The sequence below is a fragment of the Micromonospora sp. NPDC051543 genome (assembly GCF_044454415.1).
Lineage (GTDB): Bacteria > Actinomycetota > Actinomycetes > Mycobacteriales > Micromonosporaceae > Micromonospora.
The window spans coordinates 424410-441448 of sequence record NZ_JBITDT010000004.1 but is presented as its reverse complement, the minus strand read 5'-3'; the positions used below and the strand labels follow the sequence as shown (position 1 = coordinate 441448).

Below are 17039 nucleotides of genomic sequence, written 5' to 3'. Positions count from 1 at the left end.
CTCAGCCGGACGGGCCGGTCAGCGGGGCCGGGACAGGTCGGTCAGCAGGGACCGGCGCCCTCGTCGAAGAGGCGGCGCGCCCACTCGGCGTACCCGGCGATGGTTTTTCGGACCGTGCGCCCGTCGTGCAGGAACAGGTACGCGCGGTCGCCGCTGCGGGCGAGCAGCCCGTCGAGCCGGTGCGTCCCCTGTGGAGCGGGCAGCCGGGTGACCGACGCGTAGCGGTCCCAGACCTCCTCGACCGGTGAGCCGGCCGTTATGCCCTCCGGTGTCCGCATCGGGTCACCGACCCACAGCAGCACCAGTTTGTCCTCGACGAAGACGGGACTGGCCGTGTCGTGGCCGGCGAGGACCGGTCCGCAGGCGTCCAGGTCGGTACGCAGGACGCCCCGGCGGGTCAGTTCGGCCTCGGTGTCACCGAACTCGATGTCGCGCAGGCCGTTCAGGTCGATGATCTCGACTATGCCGGCGGGCCGGTTCGCGGGCATCGGCCCAGCGGACGGCGCACCGCTGCCCGCGATCGTGGCAGCAGTCAGCAGCATGGCAATAAACGCGAATTGTCGCAATTTCATGGAATCCCCCAGTCCCCAACGGGGCTGGGCCGTTCAGGTTGCTGCCCGCCGGCGGATTACTGGTTTTCCCACTGTTCGATCAGGTCGTCCCAGTGGTCGGCGCTGAGTCGACGCCGCCCGTGCGCCAACCACCCGGCGGTGTTGCGTTCCAGATGCAACCCCAGCTCGGCGAACGGATCGATCCAGGCCCCACGCTCGACGCCGAGTCGGATGAGTGCCGCATTGATCGGCCACTCCTCCCGTGGGGCTTCCAGCACGTCGTCGAAGCGCGGGCCCCAGGACAGCGCCCCGCCGAGCCACACCGCGGCCGACTGGTGGCCGACGCCACCGCCGAACTCCGCCTCCAGGTACGCCACCGGCCCCGAACGTGACCACACGGCCAGCAGCTCGACCAGCGGCGGCGACAACACGAGGTCGAACGGCTGCTCGGCGCTGCGGTCGTCCGCCGCGTAGTCCGGCAGCGATCCGGTCAGCTCGGCCACCAGCTGCGGGGTGACCGGCAGCAGCGCGAAATCCTGACGGAGCTCACCGAGGACGGCGTGGTCCAGCTCGGCGGTGTGCTCGCGGAGCAGGTCCGCGTCCGCGACCACCGCGCTGAGCTGGTACGCCATCACACCCCCGCCGTCGTCCACAACCTGTGGATAGAACATGTGTACGACGGTCGCCCTCGCCGTCGCTCGTGCCCGGCACGGTACGCGGTGCTGCGGCCCCGGCCGGTCCACCTTCAGATCTTGGACAATATCCGTTCCGAGCTAACGGAAATTGTCCAAGATCTCGTCGTCTCGGCGCGTGGGCTGGTCGGCGCGGTCGGCTGCTCAGGCTCGGTTGGCGAGTTGGGTGACGAACGCTCGCCAGGCCGTCGGGGTGAAGGCGAGCGCCGGACCGGTCGGGTCCTTGGAATCCCGTACGCCGACCACGCCGGGCAGGTTGTCGGCGACCTCGACGCACGCGCCGCCGTTGCCGCTGCTGCGGGTGCTCTTGCGCCACCGCGCACCGTTCAGCTCCATGATTCCGCCACTTCCGTCATCAGCTCGACCGACTGTGAGTGCGACAGCGCCTCGCCGCGCACGTTCTCCCATGCCGCCATCATGGCCGCGATGTCGTCGGGGTCGCTAGCCACTTGTCCCTGAAGCTGGTTGTCCAGGTAGCCGGCGACCCGGTGGTCGTGGCTGTTCGCGATCACGAACGGCCCGTTCAGCCCGGCGTACGCGCCGACCGAGGCCGGCACGACGTGCACCCGGATGTGCGGTTCGGCGCAGGCCGTGACCAGGGACAACACCTGCTCGCGCATGGTCGACCGGCCGCCCACCGGCCGCCGCAGGATCGCCTCGTCGATGACGGCCGTGAACTGCGGCGGGTCGTCCCGCTTGAGCACGCCCTGCCGGTTGAGCCGAACGGCGAGGTGCCGCTCGACCTCGCTGCGGGGGATCAGGCCCGCGCCGCCGAGGACCGCGCGGGCGTACGCCTCGGTCTGAACAAGTCCCGGCAGGACCGTCGACTCGTACCAGCGCAGGGACACCGCCTCGCGCTCGATCTCCTGCCAGGGACGAAACCAAATGGGATCACGACGTCTTGCAGTGTCCGGCCAGATGTCCGACACGTCCTTATGGAGGGCTTCCGCTGCCGCCAGGCGGTGCCGAGGATGCGGGATGCGGCCCTCGGTCAACCAGCGCGCGACGGTCTTCGGGTCGACGCCGACGGTCTCGGCGAGGGATTCGGTGGTGTGCCCGGTGTCGGTGAGTGCCACCCGCAACGCGTCGTTCACGGCCCCTCCATCGGATGTCTCGAATATCTGAGAACCATATAGCTACGCCCTGTAGGTGCCCGGTTACGCGCCGCACCGTGGTTCACAGAAGACGGCGCGGCCGGTGGAGGCGCAGCAGCCCGGCGGTCGGCGTCAGTCGCGGGGTCGCCCCGACGCGGAGGCGTGGTGACCCCCTTCCACCAGGGAAGAAGGAGGTCCACTCATGCCGCGTCGTCGCCACCGGAACCACCTGCCGACCCGACCCACCTGGCGATGCCAGTCCTGCGGCATCGCCTGGCCCTGCTCGGCGGCGAAGCTCCGGCTCCTCGGCGAGTACCGGGGCGATCGGGTGGCGCTGACGATCTACCTCGCGACGCTGCTGAGCGAGGCCAGCGAACACCTCCGGGACGTCGATCCGGCCCGGCTCACCGACCGCTTCCTCTCCTGGACCCGCGCCCGAGGGTGAGTGCGGGAGCTGACCGTCGGCGCCGGCCGAGGCGGCGGCGTCAGGGTCGCCAGATGACGATGCTCACGTCGCGCCGGCGCTCGGCGAACAGGCCGTCCCGCGCCGTCGCCGTCAACAGGTCGCGCAGGTCCGCCTCGAAGGCGGGCAGCCGATCGCCGAACAGGTGCGGCGTCGAACTGGACAGCGAGAACACCGCCGACGTCACCTCGTCCACCGACCGCTGCACGACCATCCCCTGCTCGACGGTCAGCCGGGTGGGACCGGAGAAGCCCGCGGCGAGCATGATCTCTCCCTCGCCACTGGGCGTGCCGGCGGGCAGCGAGCCCTGTCCGGCCCGGCGGACCGGCCCCAGGTAGCGCGCGACCAGTTCGTTGATCCGTGGCCAGGGCGGGCGGGGATACGGCAGCGGGTCGTCGTCGGCGACGCCCTGGTGGGTGGTGGCGCCGACGTGGACCCAGGCCCCGTCGGGCGCGAGCATGTCGCGGACCCGGCGGGCCACCAGCGGCCGATCCATCCAGTGGTACGACTGGGCGAACGTGGCGACCCGGAACGTACCCAGGTCGGCGGGCATTTCCTCGGCCCGCAGGTGCCGCCACTCGACGTTGGTCACCTCGGCCTCGCTGGCGAGGCGTCGCGCCTCGGTGAGCATGTCCCGGTCGGCGTCCACCCCGACCGCCGCCTCGAACAGGGGCGCGAGCAGCAGCGTCAACGAACCGGGACCGCAGCCCACATCCAGGAGCCGGCCGGTGCCGTCCAGGTCGAGCGCGGCGCCGACGGCCTCGGCGACCTCGGGTGGGTACGGCCACCGGCCGACGCTGTAGTGACGGGCGCTGCCGGCGTACAACGTCTCGTCCCACCGCCAGGTCGAGTCAGCCATGGCATCGATGAGACCACAACGACAACGCCCGGCCGACCTATTATCGGTCTGCCGGGCGTCGATCATGCTCCGCGAGCGGAGGATACGAGATTCGAACTCGTGAGGGTGTAAACCCAACACGCTTTCCAAGCGTGCGCCCTAGGCCTCTAGGCGAATCCTCCGCGAGCCAGGATACAGGCCGCCGTCGACCGGGACACCCCACCACCCCCTGAAGATCGACGAGCCGTCGGGTAGGGTTGGCGTCACCTCCCGTGCGGCGGTATCTCGTGAACCTCCCCAGGGCCGGAAGGCAGCAAGGATAAGCGAGCTCTGCCGGGTGCACGGGAGGCCTTTTTGTCTCCGGGCCTTGATCCACTCGACATGCGTGATGTCGGGGCATCCCGGGCATGCGGACACCCCGATTTCCAGGAAGCCGAGTCGATCAAGGCGCGAGGCCGAGCTGGCCGGCGGGGTGGGTGGTCACCCGCGCCCGACCGGCGCAGAATGGCTCGGTCGAGAGGAGGCGGGACGAGTGACGCTGGCGCTGTACCGCAAGTACCGGCCACGTACCTTCGCCGAGGTCATCGGGCAGGAGCACGTCACCGAGCCGTTGTCGCAGGCGCTGCGCAGCGGCCGGCTCAACCACGCCTACCTCTTCTCCGGCCCCCGTGGCTGCGGCAAGACCACCAGCGCCCGGATCATGGCCCGCTCGCTCAACTGTGAGCAGGGCCCCACCCCGGAGCCGTGCGGCAAGTGTGCGTCCTGCCGCTCGCTGGCCGCCGACGGCGCCGGTTCGATCGACGTGATCGAGATCGACGCGGCCAGCCATGGTGGTGTCGACGACGCCCGTGAGCTGCGCGAGCGTGCCTTCTTCGCGCCGGCCAGCAGCCGCTTCAAGATCTACATCATCGACGAGGCGCACATGGTCTCGACCCAGGGCTTCAACGCCCTGCTCAAGCTGGTCGAGGAGCCCCCGGAGTACGTCAAGTTCATCTTCGCCACCACCGAACCGGAGAAGGTCCTCGGCACGATCCGGTCGCGGACCCACCACTATCCGTTCCGGCTTTTCCCACCGAAGGTGGTCCGCCCGTACCTGGAGCAGCTCACCCAGGCCGAAGGCGTCACCATCGAGCCGGCGGTCTTCCCGCTCGTGGTGCGCGCCGGTGGCGGCAGCATGCGGGACAGCCTCTCCGTACTCGACCAGCTCATCGCCGGCGCCGGCCCGGAGGGCGTCAGCTACGCCCGGGCCGTCTCGCTGCTCGGGGTCACCGACTCCGCGTTGATCGACGAGATGTGCGACGCGCTGGCCGCCGGTGACGGCGCCGCCGCCTACGCCACCGTCGACCGGGTCGCCGAGGCCGGGCACGACATGCGCCGGTTCGCCTCCGACCTGCTGGAGCGGCTGCGCGACCTGATCGTGATCCAGCAGGTGCCGGACGCCGCCGCGAAGGGCCTCATCGAGGGCCCCGGCGACCAGATCGAGCGGATGGCCGCCCAGGCTTCGCAACTCGGCTCGGCCACGCTCTCCCGCTGCGCCGACATCGTGCACGACGGCCTGGTCGAGATGCGCGGCACCACCGCGCCCCGGCTGCTGCTGGAGTTGATCTGCGCCCGGATGCTGCTGCCCGGCGCGGACGACTCCACCGGCGGCCTCCTCCAGCGCCTCGAACGGATGGAACGCCGCCTCACCCTGGGCGGCGTCGACCCCGCCGGGTCCGCGCCGGCCACCACCCCAGGGGTACGCCCACAGCACGCCCCTCCGGTCCCGGCTGCCGCAGCCCCCACACCCGCCGCCGCCCCGACGTCCGCCCCGCCGTGGGATGTCGACCCGACGGCGTCCCCGGCTCCGCGAACCGCAGGTGCCTCGGCTTCCACCGCCCCGGCCGCTGCCGGCTCTACGGCCCCGGCCGCTACCGCCGCCGGCCCGGCCGCCGGAATTGCCGGCTCGGCAGATGCCGCCTCGGGTGCCGGTGGCGCTGCTGGCAGGCCGGATGCCGCCTCGGGTGCCGGTGGCGATGCTGGCTCGGCCGATGTCGCCTCGGGCATCCGAGGTGTGCACGCGCCCTCGGGAGCGGACTCCCCGATTCCGGTGTCGGCCGGCGCGTCGGCCGCCGCCCCGACGGCCGCGCCCGTGTCGCCCGCCGGACCGGGCAGCGGCTCGACCCCGCGTCGCGCGGTACCGCCGTCGGCAGTGCTGCCCGACCCGGCGACGCCCGCGCCGCCCCGCCCGGGCACCCCGGCCCCCGCGCTGGACGCGGTAGCGGTGCGCCGGGTCTGGCCCGACGTGGTCGGCAAGGTCAACCGGACCAACAAGCGGATCGCCGCCCTCATGCGCGACGCGGTGGTCCGCGAACTCGACGGCGACATGCTGGTCCTGACCGTGAAGTCCTCCGTGCTGGCCAAGATGATGGCCGACCATGCGGCGGTGCTCACCGACGCGCTCTACGAGGAGCTGGGCGGGCGCTGGCAGATCCGCTGCGAGGTGGCCGGCGAGCGGGGTGCCGCGTCGCTGTCCGGCCCGCGTCCCCAGGCGGCCGCGCCGACCCGACCTGCCACACCGAACGTGGCCGCCGCCGGTCCGACGAGCGCGCCGCCCGTCGAGCCCGGCCCGAGCGCCGCGCCGACTGCCGCTGCCGGTCCGTCGGGTGCGCCGCCTGCGGTATCCCGTCCGAGTGCCGGGCCGACTGCGGCTGCCGGTCCGTCGGGTGCGCTGCCTGCGGGTCCGTCGGGTGCGCCGCCTGCGGCATCCCGTCCGAGTGTCGGGCCGACTGCGGCTGCCGGTCCGTCAAGTGCGCCGCCTGCGGCACCCCGTCCGAGTGCCGGGCCGCCTGCGGCAGCCGCTTCCGGCCCGACGAGCACCCCACCGCCCGCGCCGACCTCGACCACCGCCGCCGGCCCGGAGGACGACTGGCCGGAGGCAGCGCGCCCCGGCGGCGGAGCCCCGGCCGCCGAGGCGGCCGATGACGAGGCCTGGCCGGAGGCTGCCCGTCCCGGCGGAGCGTCAGCCGAAGGCACCGCACGCTCCGACGCCACGTCGGGCGACCCCGCACCGACCGGCACGAACGGTGCAAGGACGAACGGCAGTGGCGCGAACGGCAGTGGCGCGAACGGCAGTGGCGCGAACGGCAGTGGCGCGAACGGCGGTAGCGCGAACGGCAGTGGCGCGAACGGCGGTAGCGCGAACGGCGGTGGACCGGGCGTTGCGGGTGGCCCCGGCGCGCTGGCCGGTGGCGGTAAACCGGGCGGGCGGGACAACCCGACACCGGCGACCCGGCAGCCGGCGTCAGCCGGTGGCGCACCGGTGAGCAGCGCCATCGCCGCGGCTCGCGCGGCGGCGGCGGGGCGCGGTGCGCGTACCCCGTCGGCGAGCCGGCCCACTGCGGACGCGGAATGGGCGGGCGAACCTCCCTACGACCCGGACTTCGACGGACCGTTGCGCGGCGGACGGCCGGGCGGCACGGCTCCGGCAGCGAAACCCACCTACGAGGGGTTCGACCCGGGTGACGAGCCGTTGGACGAGGTCATCGACGAGAAGACGGCCCGGGAGTCGAGCGAGGAGCAGGCGGTACGGCTGCTGCGGGAGACCTTCGGCGCCGAGAAGATCGACGAGGTGGACGCGCGGTAGCGGGCGCTTCGCCCAGCAGGACGCCGAGGCAGCAGGCCCACAGGGGGAAGGGCAGCACGGCGACGCGTTCCAGGCCGCCCATCCCGATGCCGACGTCCTGTTGGGCGGTGAACAGCACGGTCCCGGCCAGCGCGGTGAGCCCGGCGGCGAGGGAGATCCGTCGCCACCGGCCGAGCACCGTGGAGTCGGGCGCGAAGCCGGCGAGCAGCAGACCGACGTTGCCCACGCCCATGATCAGGAACGCGCCGAGGACGTGCCGGTTCTCGTCGATGTCGGCGGGATAGAGGGCGACCAGGGCGTACCCGCCGGTCGCCAGCAGCAGCAGGATCTGCGCCGAGCGCACCACGCCGCCCCGGCCGAGGAGCCGCCAGGTCAGCAGCAGCCCGGTGGCGAGCAGGACGGCGGTGGCCAGCATCGCGGCGTTCATCAGCGGATGCCAGGGCGAGCAGACGAAGCGGGGTCGGGTGGTGTCCCAGATCCCGCAGTGGACGTTGCCGAGGTCGCTGATGTTGTGGGTGGCCCAGCTGTAGGTCGGCTCGCGCCAACGCAGGCCGGTGACCAGACTGGCCACCAGGAAGACCGGTGCGGCCACCGCCCAGCACAGGGCGGCGGCGCGTCCGCTGTGGGTGAGGTTCATACGCACGAGCAGACCAGTGCGGGGATGCCCGGCGCACTACCGGCAGAGGGCCGGTTCGGGGTAGTGGTAGCCGTACCGTCACGGGGTGGACGGTGTTCCCGTGCGCTGTCAGGATGTGCGCCGTGAAGATCACCTCGGCTGCGGGGGAAGCCACCGACACCGGCCGGTTCGGCCGTGACCAGGCGAAGACTGCGGTGCTGGCGGTCATCGGCCTGGTCATGCTGATCTCGGCGTGGTCGCTGCCCTGGGTGTCGGTGAGTCGCGGCGAGTACGCCGTGGATCGGTTGTTTGGCCGCGCCCCCTCGGGCGAGGTGCGGACGTTCATGCTGACCGATCTGGCGGGCTACTGGCAGCCGCTGGTGTTCGGGTGGGCGGCGTTGCTGGTATTGCTGGCGCTGGCCTGGGTCCGCCCGGTGTGGCGGTTCTGGCTGCGGTTGGCCGCGATACTGCTCGGCGTGGTGGTGGGCGTCGGCACCCTCCTGCCGGCCACGGCCGCCATCGACGTCAGTGGCTTCCCGGTGGACGATCACCCCGACACGGACCTGCTCAACGGCGTCTCGCTCGGGCTCTTCGGGGTGGTGCTGCTCGCGCGTGCCGTGACGACTCTGCCCGAGCCGCCCGCGCCCGCCGTACCGGAGGCCGTGCCTTTCGTATTCGTGGACGAGCCGATCGCGGCGAACACCACGCCCTTCGTCTGGCAGGGTTCACGCCCGAACGTCCGGCCGGCGGCACCCTGGTGGCGGCGACCCGCACCGGTCGCCGGCGTCCTGGCAGTCCTGGGCATCGCAGTTCTGCTCATCACGGTGACCTGGCGGGCGATCGACCCGGTCGACGATCAGACCCCTGATCTCGGCGCGTTGATGGTCGCGGCTTCCGCCGGCTGGGCCTCCGCCGCGCCGGCCGCAGGGGACGATCCCGTTGACCTGGGCCGTGTTCTGCCTCTGTCTGAGGCGCGGGCGCACCTGCTCGCCGAGCAGGCGGGCGGCGACGTGATCCAGACGGCCGCGTCGGCCTGGACCGGTCCGGACGCGACCCTCGTGTCGATCACCCTGCTCGAGTTCAGTTCGGCGGGCTCGGCGGACCAGTTCCAGCGCTCCTACAGCGACCTGCGGGAGGCGACCCCCGGCGAGGTGACGCCGCTCGCTGAATTGCCGGGATCAGCCGTCTTCGTGGACGCCGAGCGGACCGGTGTTTGGGCCGTCGCCGGCCGGGACGAGGTCGTTCTGATCGTCAGCGCGGTCGGCGGCCAACCGGGGACCGTACCGGTCGTCGAGTCGCTGGTGCGCGAGCAGTACGACCGACTTTGAGTTACGGCGTCCCCGTCGGCGAAGGAGCTGGGGAGCCCCGGCGTGGGCGGACGCACCGGGCACGGCGACGTCGGTCCCAGCGGCTAGGCTGGTCGGCGGCCGAGCAGACGAGTGCGAGAAGGAGCCATCCGTGCGCCCAGGTGGACAGCCGAACATGCAGCAGATGCTGAAGCAGGCGCAGAAGATGCAGCAGCAGATCGCCGCCGCTCAGGCCGAGCTGGCCGAGGCCGAGCTGACCGGCACGGCCGGCGGTGGGCTGGTCACCGCGACCGTGTCCGGCGCCGGTGAGCTGAAGGCCATCAAGATCGACCCGAAGGCCGTCGACCCGGACGACGTGGAGACGCTGGAAGACCTGGTGGTGGCGGCCGTGCACAACGCCGCCGAGGCGGCGCGTGAGCTGACCGAGCGCAAGATGGGCCCGGTCGCCGGTGGCATGGGCGGCCTCGGCCTGCCCGGTTTCTGAGCCGGCAGATGTACGAAGGCGCCATCCAGGATCTGATCGACGAGCTGGGGCGACTGCCGGGCGTGGGCCCGAAGAGCGCCCAGCGGATCGCGTTCCACGTCCTCTCGGCCGATCCGGCCGACGTCAACCGGCTGGCCGGCGCGCTGCGCAAGGTCAAGGAGCTGGTGCGCTTCTGCACGACCTGTTACAACGTGGCGGAGTCCGAGCAGTGCCGGATCTGCCGCGACCCGCGCCGCACCGACGAGGTGCTGTGCGTGGTGGAGGAGCCGAAGGACGTGGTGGCCATCGAGCGGACCGGTGAGTTCCGGGGCCGCTACCACGTGCTGGGCGGAGCGATCAATCCGCTGGAAGGGATCGGCCCCGACAATCTGCGCATCCGGGAGCTGTTGACCCGGTTGAGTGGCGGCGCGGTGCGGGAGCTGATCCTCGCCACCGACCCCAACACCGAGGGCGAGGCCACCGCCACCTACCTGGCGCTGATGGTGAAGCCGATGGGGATCGCGGTGACCCGGCTGGCGAGCGGTCTGCCGGTCGGCGGCGACCTCGAGTACGCCGACGAGATCACCCTGGGCCGTGCCTTCGAGGGTCGCCGGGCTGTCTGACCCCCACAGATCGTCACCGGTGGGCTACAACTGGGTGGGTCCGCGCGATGAGCGCGGGCCCATCGGCGTACCTGGGGAGGTGGCGTGTGGCGACGCGGCGTTCGGACCAGGGCCCCTGGGCTCCGGCGGTGCTCTCGGCCGTGCTGGCGCTGGCAATGGCCGGCGTCCTCGTGACGATCGAGGTGGGGCGCCGGCGAGTCGCGACCAAGAGTCGCGCGAGTGAGGCCGCGGCCGAAGCCACCGTGACCCGGAACGCCGGGGCGTTCGGCGACGCGGTGGTCGCCACCGACGATCCGACGCCGACCGACGAACGGTTGGCGGTGGTCGCGGAGGGCACCCAGGTCGAGGTGCGGGAGGTCCGCCGGGCACCTGACCTGGTGGTGACCGTGTACGGTTCCGCCCCCTACGGCACGATGTTCGGCAGGGTCAGCGTCGACGCGTGCCACCGTGTGACGTTCCACGACCTGGGCGCGGCCCGGGCCGGCGCGGACGTCGAGCGGTTGGAGGCCTGCCCACCGCCCGTGTCCTGATCGACCGCTCCGGATGCAGTCCGTGGCCCGCGTCGTCCGGTGGCCGGCGGTGCTCTCGTCGCGCCCCAGAGCAACGCGGTCGATGTGTCGCTCGATGCGTTCGTCCTGCCGATGACTGTCAGACGTCTGCGCAAGGTGTCGGCTTGGTAGCGATTGCCTGACGGCCGTTCCGCTTCCGGTGTTACATGTCATAGCCTCCCGCACACGGACCGAGCCACAGCTCGGCGTGGTCATGCGCATGACAGAGGTGAGAGATGCAGGCGAGAAGGCTCAAATCGGCTGTGGCCATCGCGGCCGTTGCCGCTCTGGCGGTCGGCGCGGCCGGCTGTGCGGAGAGCGAGCGCGGCAGCGACAGTGGCGAGGCCAAGACTGGCGGCACCTTCATCTTCGCGGGTGCCGGTGACCCGAAGAACTTCGATCCGATCTTCAACGACGACGGTGAGTCGTTCCGGCCGGTCCGGCAGATGTTCGACACCCTGGTGAGCCACAAGCCGGGCACCGCCGAGCTGGAGGGCGGCCTGGCCGAGAGCTGGGAGCACGACCCCGAGGGCAAGGTCTGGACGTTCAAGCTCCGTCAGGGCGTGAAGTTCCACGACGGCACCCCCTTCAACGCCGCCGCGGTCTGCTACAACTTCGACCGCTGGTACAACATGAAGGGCGCCGCCGCCCAGTCCCAGATGATCTACTACATGGACACCTTCGGCGGGTTCGCGAAGAACGAGGCCGAGGGTGCCGGCGAGTCGATCTACGACAAGTGCGAGGCCAAGGACGACGGAACCGCCGTCCTCTCGCTCAAGAAGTACAAGGGTGCCTTCCCCGGCGCCTTCGCGCTGACCTCGCTCTCGATCGCGAGCCCCGAGGCGCTCAAGAAGTACGACGCCGACACCGTCACGCAGAACGGTGACTCGTTCTCGTACAGCGCGTTCGCCAACGAGCACCCGGTCGGCACCGGCCCGTTCACCTTCGGTGGCTGGGACAAGGCCAAGAACGAGATCACCCTCAACCGGAACCCGGACTACTTTGGCGACAAGGCCAAGGTGGACAAGGTGATCATCAAGGTCATCAAGGACGAGAGCACCCGCAAGCAGGAGCTCCGTGCCGGCACCGTGCAGGGCATCGACTTCCCGGCGCCGGCCGACCGCAAGGCGCTCGAGGGTGAGGGCTTCCAGGTCATCAACCGCCCGGCCTTCAACATCCTGTACCTGGGCATCAACCAGAAGAACCCGAAGCTGAAGGACCTGCGGGTGCGGCAGGCGATCGCCTACGCGCTCAACCGTCAGCAGCTGGTGCAGACCAAGGGCCCGGGTGGCGCGAAGGTCGCCGACGAGTTCATGCCGGACACCGTGCTCGGCTACGCCCCGGACGTGCAGAAGTACGAGTACAACCCGGACAAGGCCAAGCAGCTCCTCAAGGAGGCCGGCGCCGAGGGTCTGACGCTCAACTTCTACTACCCGCCGGACGTCTCCCGGCCGTACATGCCGAACCCGCAGGAGATCTTCACCGTCCTCGCCAACGACCTCCAGGCCGTGGGCATCAAGGTCAACGGTGTGCCTCGTCCGTGGAACGGTGGCTTCAAGGACGACGTGCAGCAGTTCGGCAAGCAGGACCTGCACATCCTCGGCTGGACCGGTGACTACAACGACCCGGGCAACTTCGTCGGCACGTTCTTCGGCCGGGGCAAGGTCGAGTTCGGTGACCAGTCGATGAACGAGATGTTCGACGCGATCGCCAAGGCCGACGGCACCGTCGACGACGCTGCCAAGAAGGCCGCCTGGGAGCAGGTCAACCGGGACATCGCCGCCAAGTGGCTGCCGGCTGTGCCGGTCTGGCACGCGCCGCCGGCGATCGTCGTCACCAAGGACGTCGAGGGCCTGAAGGCCAGCCCGCTGACTGACGAGCGGTTCAACACCGTCAGCGTCAAGAAGTGACGTCAATCGGCTGACGCCGTAGGCGGAATCGGCCCGGGTTGGGGGTTTCTCCCCTGCCCGGGCCGATTCCGCGACCATCGAGAGTCTGGTGTGAGAGATGTTGCGAGTCATAGTCCGCCGCCTGCTGCAGTTGGTGGTGACCCTCATAGCCCTGTCGGCGCTGATCTTCATCTGGCTGCGGAATCTGCCCGGCGGCCCCGTCGAGGCGCTCCTCGGCGAGCGGGCCACGCCCGAGCGCCGCGCCCTGCTGACCAAGGCGCTCGGCTACGACCAGCCGATCCTGGTGCAGTACGGCAAGTTCATGCAGCGAGTCCTCACCGGCGACTTCGGCAACTCGATCCGTACCGGTGACCCGGTCACCGAGGTCATCAGCCGTGCCTTCCCGGCCACCATCGAGCTGGCCATCGCCGCGATGATCATCGCCGTCGGGCTCGGCGTGCCGTTGGGGTATCTCGCCGCGCGCTGGCGCGGGCGTTGGCCGGACAACCTCACCATCGCCGGCACCCTGCTCGGCATCTCGATTCCGATCTTCTTCCTGGGCTACCTGCTCAAGGACGTCTTCACGCAGAACATCCACTGGTTCCCGCCGTCCGGACGGCTCACCACGGGACTGGACAACACGAACGTCACCGGGTTCTTCGTCCTCGACGGCCTGCTGACCCGGGAGTTCGACGCCAGCGCCGACGCGTTGTGGCACCTGATCCTGCCGGCGATCACGCTGGCCACGATCCCGCTGGCCGTGATCGTGCGGATCACCCGGGCCAGCGTGCTCGACGTGCTCAACGAGGACTACGTACGGACCGCCGAGGCCAAGGGCCTGCGGCACCGCACCATCCGGGGCCGGCACATCCTGCGCAACGCGCTGCTGCCGGTGGTGACCACCATCGGTCTGCAGACCGGCGCGCTCCTCTCCGGCGCGGTACTCACCGAGAAGGTCTACAACTGGGGCGGCGTCGGCACCCTGATCACGGACTCGATCAGCGGCGGCCGGGACTACCCGGTGCTCCAGGCGATCATCCTGCTCGCCGCGCTGGTCTTCGTGGTGGTCAACCTGCTGGTCGACCTCTCCTACGCCTTCATCGACCCGAGGGTGCGTGTGCGATGAGTGACCCGATCACCCAGCCTGGAACGCCGGCGCCGCGCAGCGGAGAAGACAAGCCCCGACCCGGCATGAGCGAGCGCAGCATCGGCGTGCTCGGCGACCGCAAGAAGGCCCGGCTGGACGAGCTGGCCCGTGCGAGCGCATCCGACCGGGGTGGCGTCAGCCTCGTCCGGGACGCCGCCCGCCGACTCCGGCGCAACCCGGTCGCCATCGTCGGGGCCAGCATCGTCGGACTGTTCGTCCTGGTGGCGATCTTCGCTCCGCTGATCGCGCCACACGACCCGGTACAGCGCTTCGACGAGCTGACCAGGAACCTGACCGTGGACAGCATCCCGGGCGCCAGCAGCGACTTCCCGCTCGGCTCCGACCCGCTCGGCCGGGACTTCCTGTCCCGCATGATCTACGGGGCCCGGCAGACGCTCTTCGTCGGCGTGCTCGCCACCCTCATCGGTCTGGTGCTCGGTGTGCTGATCGGCGCGATCGCCGGTGCCTTCGGCGGCTGGATCGACGTGGTTCTCATGCGACTCACCGACGTGATGCTGGCCCTGCCGAGCCTGCTGCTGGCGATCACCCTGGTCGCGATGGCGAGCCGGTCGAGCCAGTGGACCGTCATCTTCGCGGTGGCGATCGTGAGCGTGCCGATCTTCGCCCGACTGCTGCGCGGCTCCATGCTGGCCCAGCGGGAGAGCGACCACGTGCTCGCCGCCCGCGCGCTCGGCGTCAAGGAGCGCAACATCGTGCTGCGGCACATGCTGCCCAACTCGCTGACCGCGGTGATCGTGCAGGCCACCCTGACCTTCGCGGTATCCATCCTGGACGCCGCGGCGCTCTCCTTCCTGGGCCTCGGCGACCCGGACATCAACCGGGCCGAGTGGGGTCTGATGCTGGGCGTGGACGGTCAGCGGTACTTCGAGGTCCGACCGGAACTGGCGTACTACCCGGCGCTCGCGATCATCGTGGTCGCGCTCGGCTTCACCCTGCTCGGTGAGGCCATGCGTGAGGCGATCGACCCGAAGAACCGGCGGTGACCGCCGTGTGCGCATCGCGAGCGATGAACCACAGCAGTGAGGAAGTGACCCGATGAGCCTGCTCGACGTCCGCGACCTGAGCGTCGTGTTCCAACGGCGGGGCGAGCGACCCTTCACCGCCGTCGACAAGGTCAGCTTCACGGTGGAGCCGGGGCAGACCGTCGGCCTGGTCGGCGAGTCCGGCTGCGGCAAGAGCGTGACCAGCCTCGCCATCATGGGCCTGCTGCCCAAGCGCGGCAACAAGGTCACCGGGGAGGTGCTGTTCGAGGGCACCGACCTGCTGAAGCTGCGACCGGACGACATGCGTGACCGGCGTGGCCGGGAGATCAGCATGATCTTCCAGGACCCGCTGTCGTCGTTGAACCCGGTCATCCCGATCGGTGTGCAGGTGGCCGAGGTGCTGGAACGCCACCAGGGCCGGGACCGCAAGCAGGCGCTGCGGGAGGCACGCGACCTGCTCGACGCGGTCGGCATCCCCGACCCGCAGCGGCGGCTCAGCGAGTACCCGCACCAGATCTCCGGCGGGATGCGCCAGCGCGCCCTGATCGCCATCGCGCTGGCCTGCAAGCCCCGGCTGTTGATCGCCGACGAGCCGACCACCGCCCTCGACGTGACCATTCAGGCGCAGATCCTCACGCTGCTCAAGCAGTTGGTCGACGACACCGGCACCGCGCTGGTAATGATCACGCACGACCTGGGCGTGGTGGCCGGACTCTGCGACACGGTCAACGTGCTCTACGGCGGCAAGGTGGTCGAGCGGGCGCGACGGCACGAGCTGTTCGCGCACGCCCGGCACCCGTACACCCACGGGCTGCTCAACTCGGTGCCGCGGCTGGACTCCCCGCGCGGCGAGCGACTGCACGCGATCCGCGGGTCGGTCGCCGACAACATCCCGTGGGCCGAGGGGTGCGCGTTCGCGCCGCGCTGCGACAACGTCGTGGACGCGTGCCTGGAAGGACCCCCGCCGCTCGAACCCACCGCCACCGGCGGCGACCTGCGCTGCAACAACCCCGTCTCCGAGGAGGTGGCGGTCCGATGACCGACGAGACCACTGCGCTGATCGAGCTGCGCGACGTCAAGGTCCACTTTCCGATCAAGAGCGGCCTGCTCTTCGACCGGACCGTCGGGTACGTCTACGCGGTGGACGGCGTCTCGCTGAGCATCCGCAAGGGCGAGACGTACGGGCTGGTGGGCGAGTCGGGCTGCGGCAAGTCGACGCTCGGCCGTGGCCTGCTGCGGCTCGTCGAACCCACCGACGGCGAGATCGTGTTCGACGGCACCGACGTCCGCGCGCTCAAGGGCGAGGCGATGCGGCAGGCCCGCCGCCGGATGCAGATGATCTTCCAGGACCCGCTGTCCAGCCTCGATCCCCGGCAGTCGGTGGAGTCGCTGCTGGTGGAGGGACTGAAGGCGCACGGGTTGGCCGGCGACAAGGCCGAGACGAACCGGCGGCTGCGCGAAACCCTGGAGGCGGTGGGCCTGCCCGCGTCCGCCCTCAGCAAGTACCCGCACGAGTTCTCCGGCGGTCAGCGCCAGCGCATCGGCATCGCCCGGGCCCTGGTGCTCAACCCGGACCTGATCGTCGCCGACGAGCCGGTCTCCGCACTCGACGTGTCGATCCAGGCGCAGGTGCTCAACCTGCTCGAGGATCTCCAGAACGAGCGCGGCCTGACGTACCTGATCATCGCGCACGACCTGGCGGTGGTCCGGCACATCGCCGACACGGTGGGCGTCATGTACCTCGGCGGTCTCGTCGAGGAGGCGTCCAGCGACGACCTGTACCGCGAGCCGATGCACCCGTACACCCGGGCGCTGATGTCCGCCGTGCCGGTGCCCGACCCGGTCGTCGAGGACCGCCGCGAGCGCATCCTGCTCGCCGGTGACCTGCCCTCGCCCACCAACCCGCCGTCGGGCTGCCGGTTCCACACCCGGTGCCCGTGGGCGCAGCCGACCCGCTGCGCGAGTGAGCGGCCGGAGCTGCGCGACGTGGTCGGCGGGCACCGGGTGGCCTGCCACTTCGCCGAGGACATCGCCGCCGGTCGGATCCGTCCGCACGAGGTCGAGGTGGAGCTGGTGCGCCCGACCGACGGCACCGGCCCGCTCGACCCGCCCGACGAGCTGATCCCCACCCCGTGACGCGGTCAGGGGCCGCCCGTCACGGGCGGCCCCTGACCGGCGT

At 70.9% G+C, this 17039-nt stretch carries 17 protein-coding genes, 1 tRNA gene and 1 other RNA gene; 12 read left to right on the top strand and 7 right to left on the bottom strand.

From position 1 onward, the window contains the following. Positions 1–41 precede the first annotated feature (41 nt). The 4 genes from ACIA3K_RS09970 to ACIA3K_RS09955 all read right to left on the bottom strand — a co-directional run bounded on the left by ACIA3K_RS09970 (position 42) and on the right by ACIA3K_RS09955 (position 2337). Positions 42–536 (bottom strand): hypothetical protein, encoded by a 495-nt coding sequence (locus ACIA3K_RS09970; protein WP_396800311.1) that lies wholly within the window; start codon positions 534–536, stop codon positions 42–44. A 92-nt stretch (positions 537–628) separates the two neighbouring features. After that, positions 629–1183 (bottom strand): hypothetical protein, encoded by a 555-nt coding sequence (locus ACIA3K_RS09965; RefSeq protein WP_396800310.1) that lies wholly within the window; start codon positions 1181–1183, stop codon positions 629–631. A 204-nt stretch (positions 1184–1387) separates the two neighbouring features. Beyond that, the gene (locus ACIA3K_RS09960) at positions 1388–1579 is read right to left on the bottom strand and encodes a DUF397 domain-containing protein (RefSeq protein WP_396800253.1); all 192 of its coding nucleotides are present in this window, start codon (positions 1577–1579) and stop codon (positions 1388–1390) included. Next, positions 1570–2337: a Scr1 family TA system antitoxin-like transcriptional regulator gene (locus ACIA3K_RS09955; RefSeq protein ID WP_396800251.1), complete on the bottom strand. Its 768-nt coding sequence runs from the start codon at positions 2335–2337 to the stop codon at positions 1570–1572. Before ACIA3K_RS09955 ends, ACIA3K_RS09960 begins: the two co-directional genes overlap by 10 nt. 202 nt (positions 2338–2539) lie before the next feature. Here ACIA3K_RS09955 and ACIA3K_RS09950 point away from each other — a divergent pair, with 202 nt between their 5' ends. Continuing rightward, entirely contained in the window at positions 2540–2782 is a 243-nt protein-coding gene (locus ACIA3K_RS09950; RefSeq protein ID WP_396800250.1) for a flavin reductase, read from the top strand. A 40-nt stretch (positions 2783–2822) separates the two neighbouring features. On the opposite strand, the gene ACIA3K_RS09945 is transcribed toward ACIA3K_RS09950, so the two are convergent. Continuing rightward, positions 2823–3659 carry a class I SAM-dependent methyltransferase gene (locus ACIA3K_RS09945; protein ID WP_396800248.1) on the bottom strand — a complete coding sequence of 279 codons (837 nt, stop codon included), beginning with the start codon at positions 3657–3659 and terminating at the stop codon, positions 2823–2825. Between the two features lie 76 nt (positions 3660–3735). Then, positions 3736–3820 (bottom strand) — tRNA-Ser (locus ACIA3K_RS09940). Positions 3821–3902: 82 nt separating this feature from the next. On the opposite strand from ACIA3K_RS09940, the gene ffs reads away from it, so the two are divergent. Together ffs and ACIA3K_RS09930 are read left to right on the top strand one after the other, a co-directional pair. Continuing rightward, an RNA gene (ffs, locus tag ACIA3K_RS09935) (signal recognition particle sRNA small type) lies at positions 3903–3992 on the top strand. Between the two features lie 178 nt (positions 3993–4170). Then, entirely contained in the window at positions 4171–7263 is a 3093-nt protein-coding gene (locus ACIA3K_RS09930; protein WP_396800246.1) for a DNA polymerase III subunit gamma and tau, read from the top strand. Here ACIA3K_RS09930 and ACIA3K_RS09925 read toward each other — a convergent pair. After that, complete coding sequence (locus ACIA3K_RS09925; protein ID WP_396800244.1) at positions 7160–7900, bottom strand: DUF998 domain-containing protein; 741 nt, start codon at positions 7898–7900, stop codon at positions 7160–7162. The two genes, ACIA3K_RS09930 and ACIA3K_RS09925, sit on opposite strands and share 104 nt — an antisense overlap. Before the next feature lie 122 nt (positions 7901–8022). Here ACIA3K_RS09925 and ACIA3K_RS09920 point away from each other — a divergent pair, with 122 nt between their 5' ends. The 9 genes from ACIA3K_RS09920 (at position 8023) to ACIA3K_RS09880 (ending at position 16996) form a co-directional block, all read left to right on the top strand. Then, a complete protein-coding gene (locus tag ACIA3K_RS09920; RefSeq protein ID WP_396800242.1) occupies positions 8023–9207 on the top strand; it encodes a hypothetical protein in 1185 nt (394 codons plus the stop codon). Between the two features lie 154 nt (positions 9208–9361). After that, positions 9362–9670 (top strand): YbaB/EbfC family nucleoid-associated protein, encoded by a 309-nt coding sequence (locus tag ACIA3K_RS09915; RefSeq protein ID WP_238433593.1) that lies wholly within the window; start codon positions 9362–9364, stop codon positions 9668–9670. Between the two features lie 8 nt (positions 9671–9678). Further along, the gene (gene recR / locus ACIA3K_RS09910) at positions 9679–10272 is read left to right on the top strand and encodes a recombination mediator RecR (RefSeq protein WP_355052561.1); all 594 of its coding nucleotides are present in this window, start codon (positions 9679–9681) and stop codon (positions 10270–10272) included. 86 nt (positions 10273–10358) lie between these two features. Beyond that, positions 10359–10802, top strand: a complete 444-nt coding sequence (locus ACIA3K_RS09905) for a hypothetical protein (protein ID WP_396800240.1) — start codon at positions 10359–10361, stop codon at positions 10800–10802. 254 nt (positions 10803–11056) lie between these two features. Next, entirely contained in the window at positions 11057–12730 is a 1674-nt protein-coding gene (locus ACIA3K_RS09900; protein WP_396800238.1) for an ABC transporter substrate-binding protein, read from the top strand. A gap of 97 nt (positions 12731–12827) precedes the next feature. Further along, positions 12828–13835, top strand: a complete 1008-nt coding sequence (locus ACIA3K_RS09895) for an ABC transporter permease (protein WP_396800236.1) — start codon at positions 12828–12830, stop codon at positions 13833–13835. A 65-nt stretch (positions 13836–13900) separates the two neighbouring features. Then, positions 13901–14860, top strand: coding sequence for an ABC transporter permease (locus ACIA3K_RS09890; RefSeq protein ID WP_396800308.1), 960 nt, complete (start codon positions 13901–13903; stop codon positions 14858–14860). 52 nt (positions 14861–14912) lie between these two features. Next, a complete protein-coding gene (locus ACIA3K_RS09885) occupies positions 14913–15899 on the top strand; it encodes an ABC transporter ATP-binding protein (protein ID WP_396800235.1) in 987 nt (328 codons plus the stop codon). Next, a complete protein-coding gene (locus ACIA3K_RS09880; protein WP_396800234.1) occupies positions 15896–16996 on the top strand; it encodes an ABC transporter ATP-binding protein in 1101 nt (366 codons plus the stop codon). Before ACIA3K_RS09885 ends, ACIA3K_RS09880 begins: the two co-directional genes overlap by 4 nt. Positions 16997–17039: the final 43 nt, after the last annotated feature.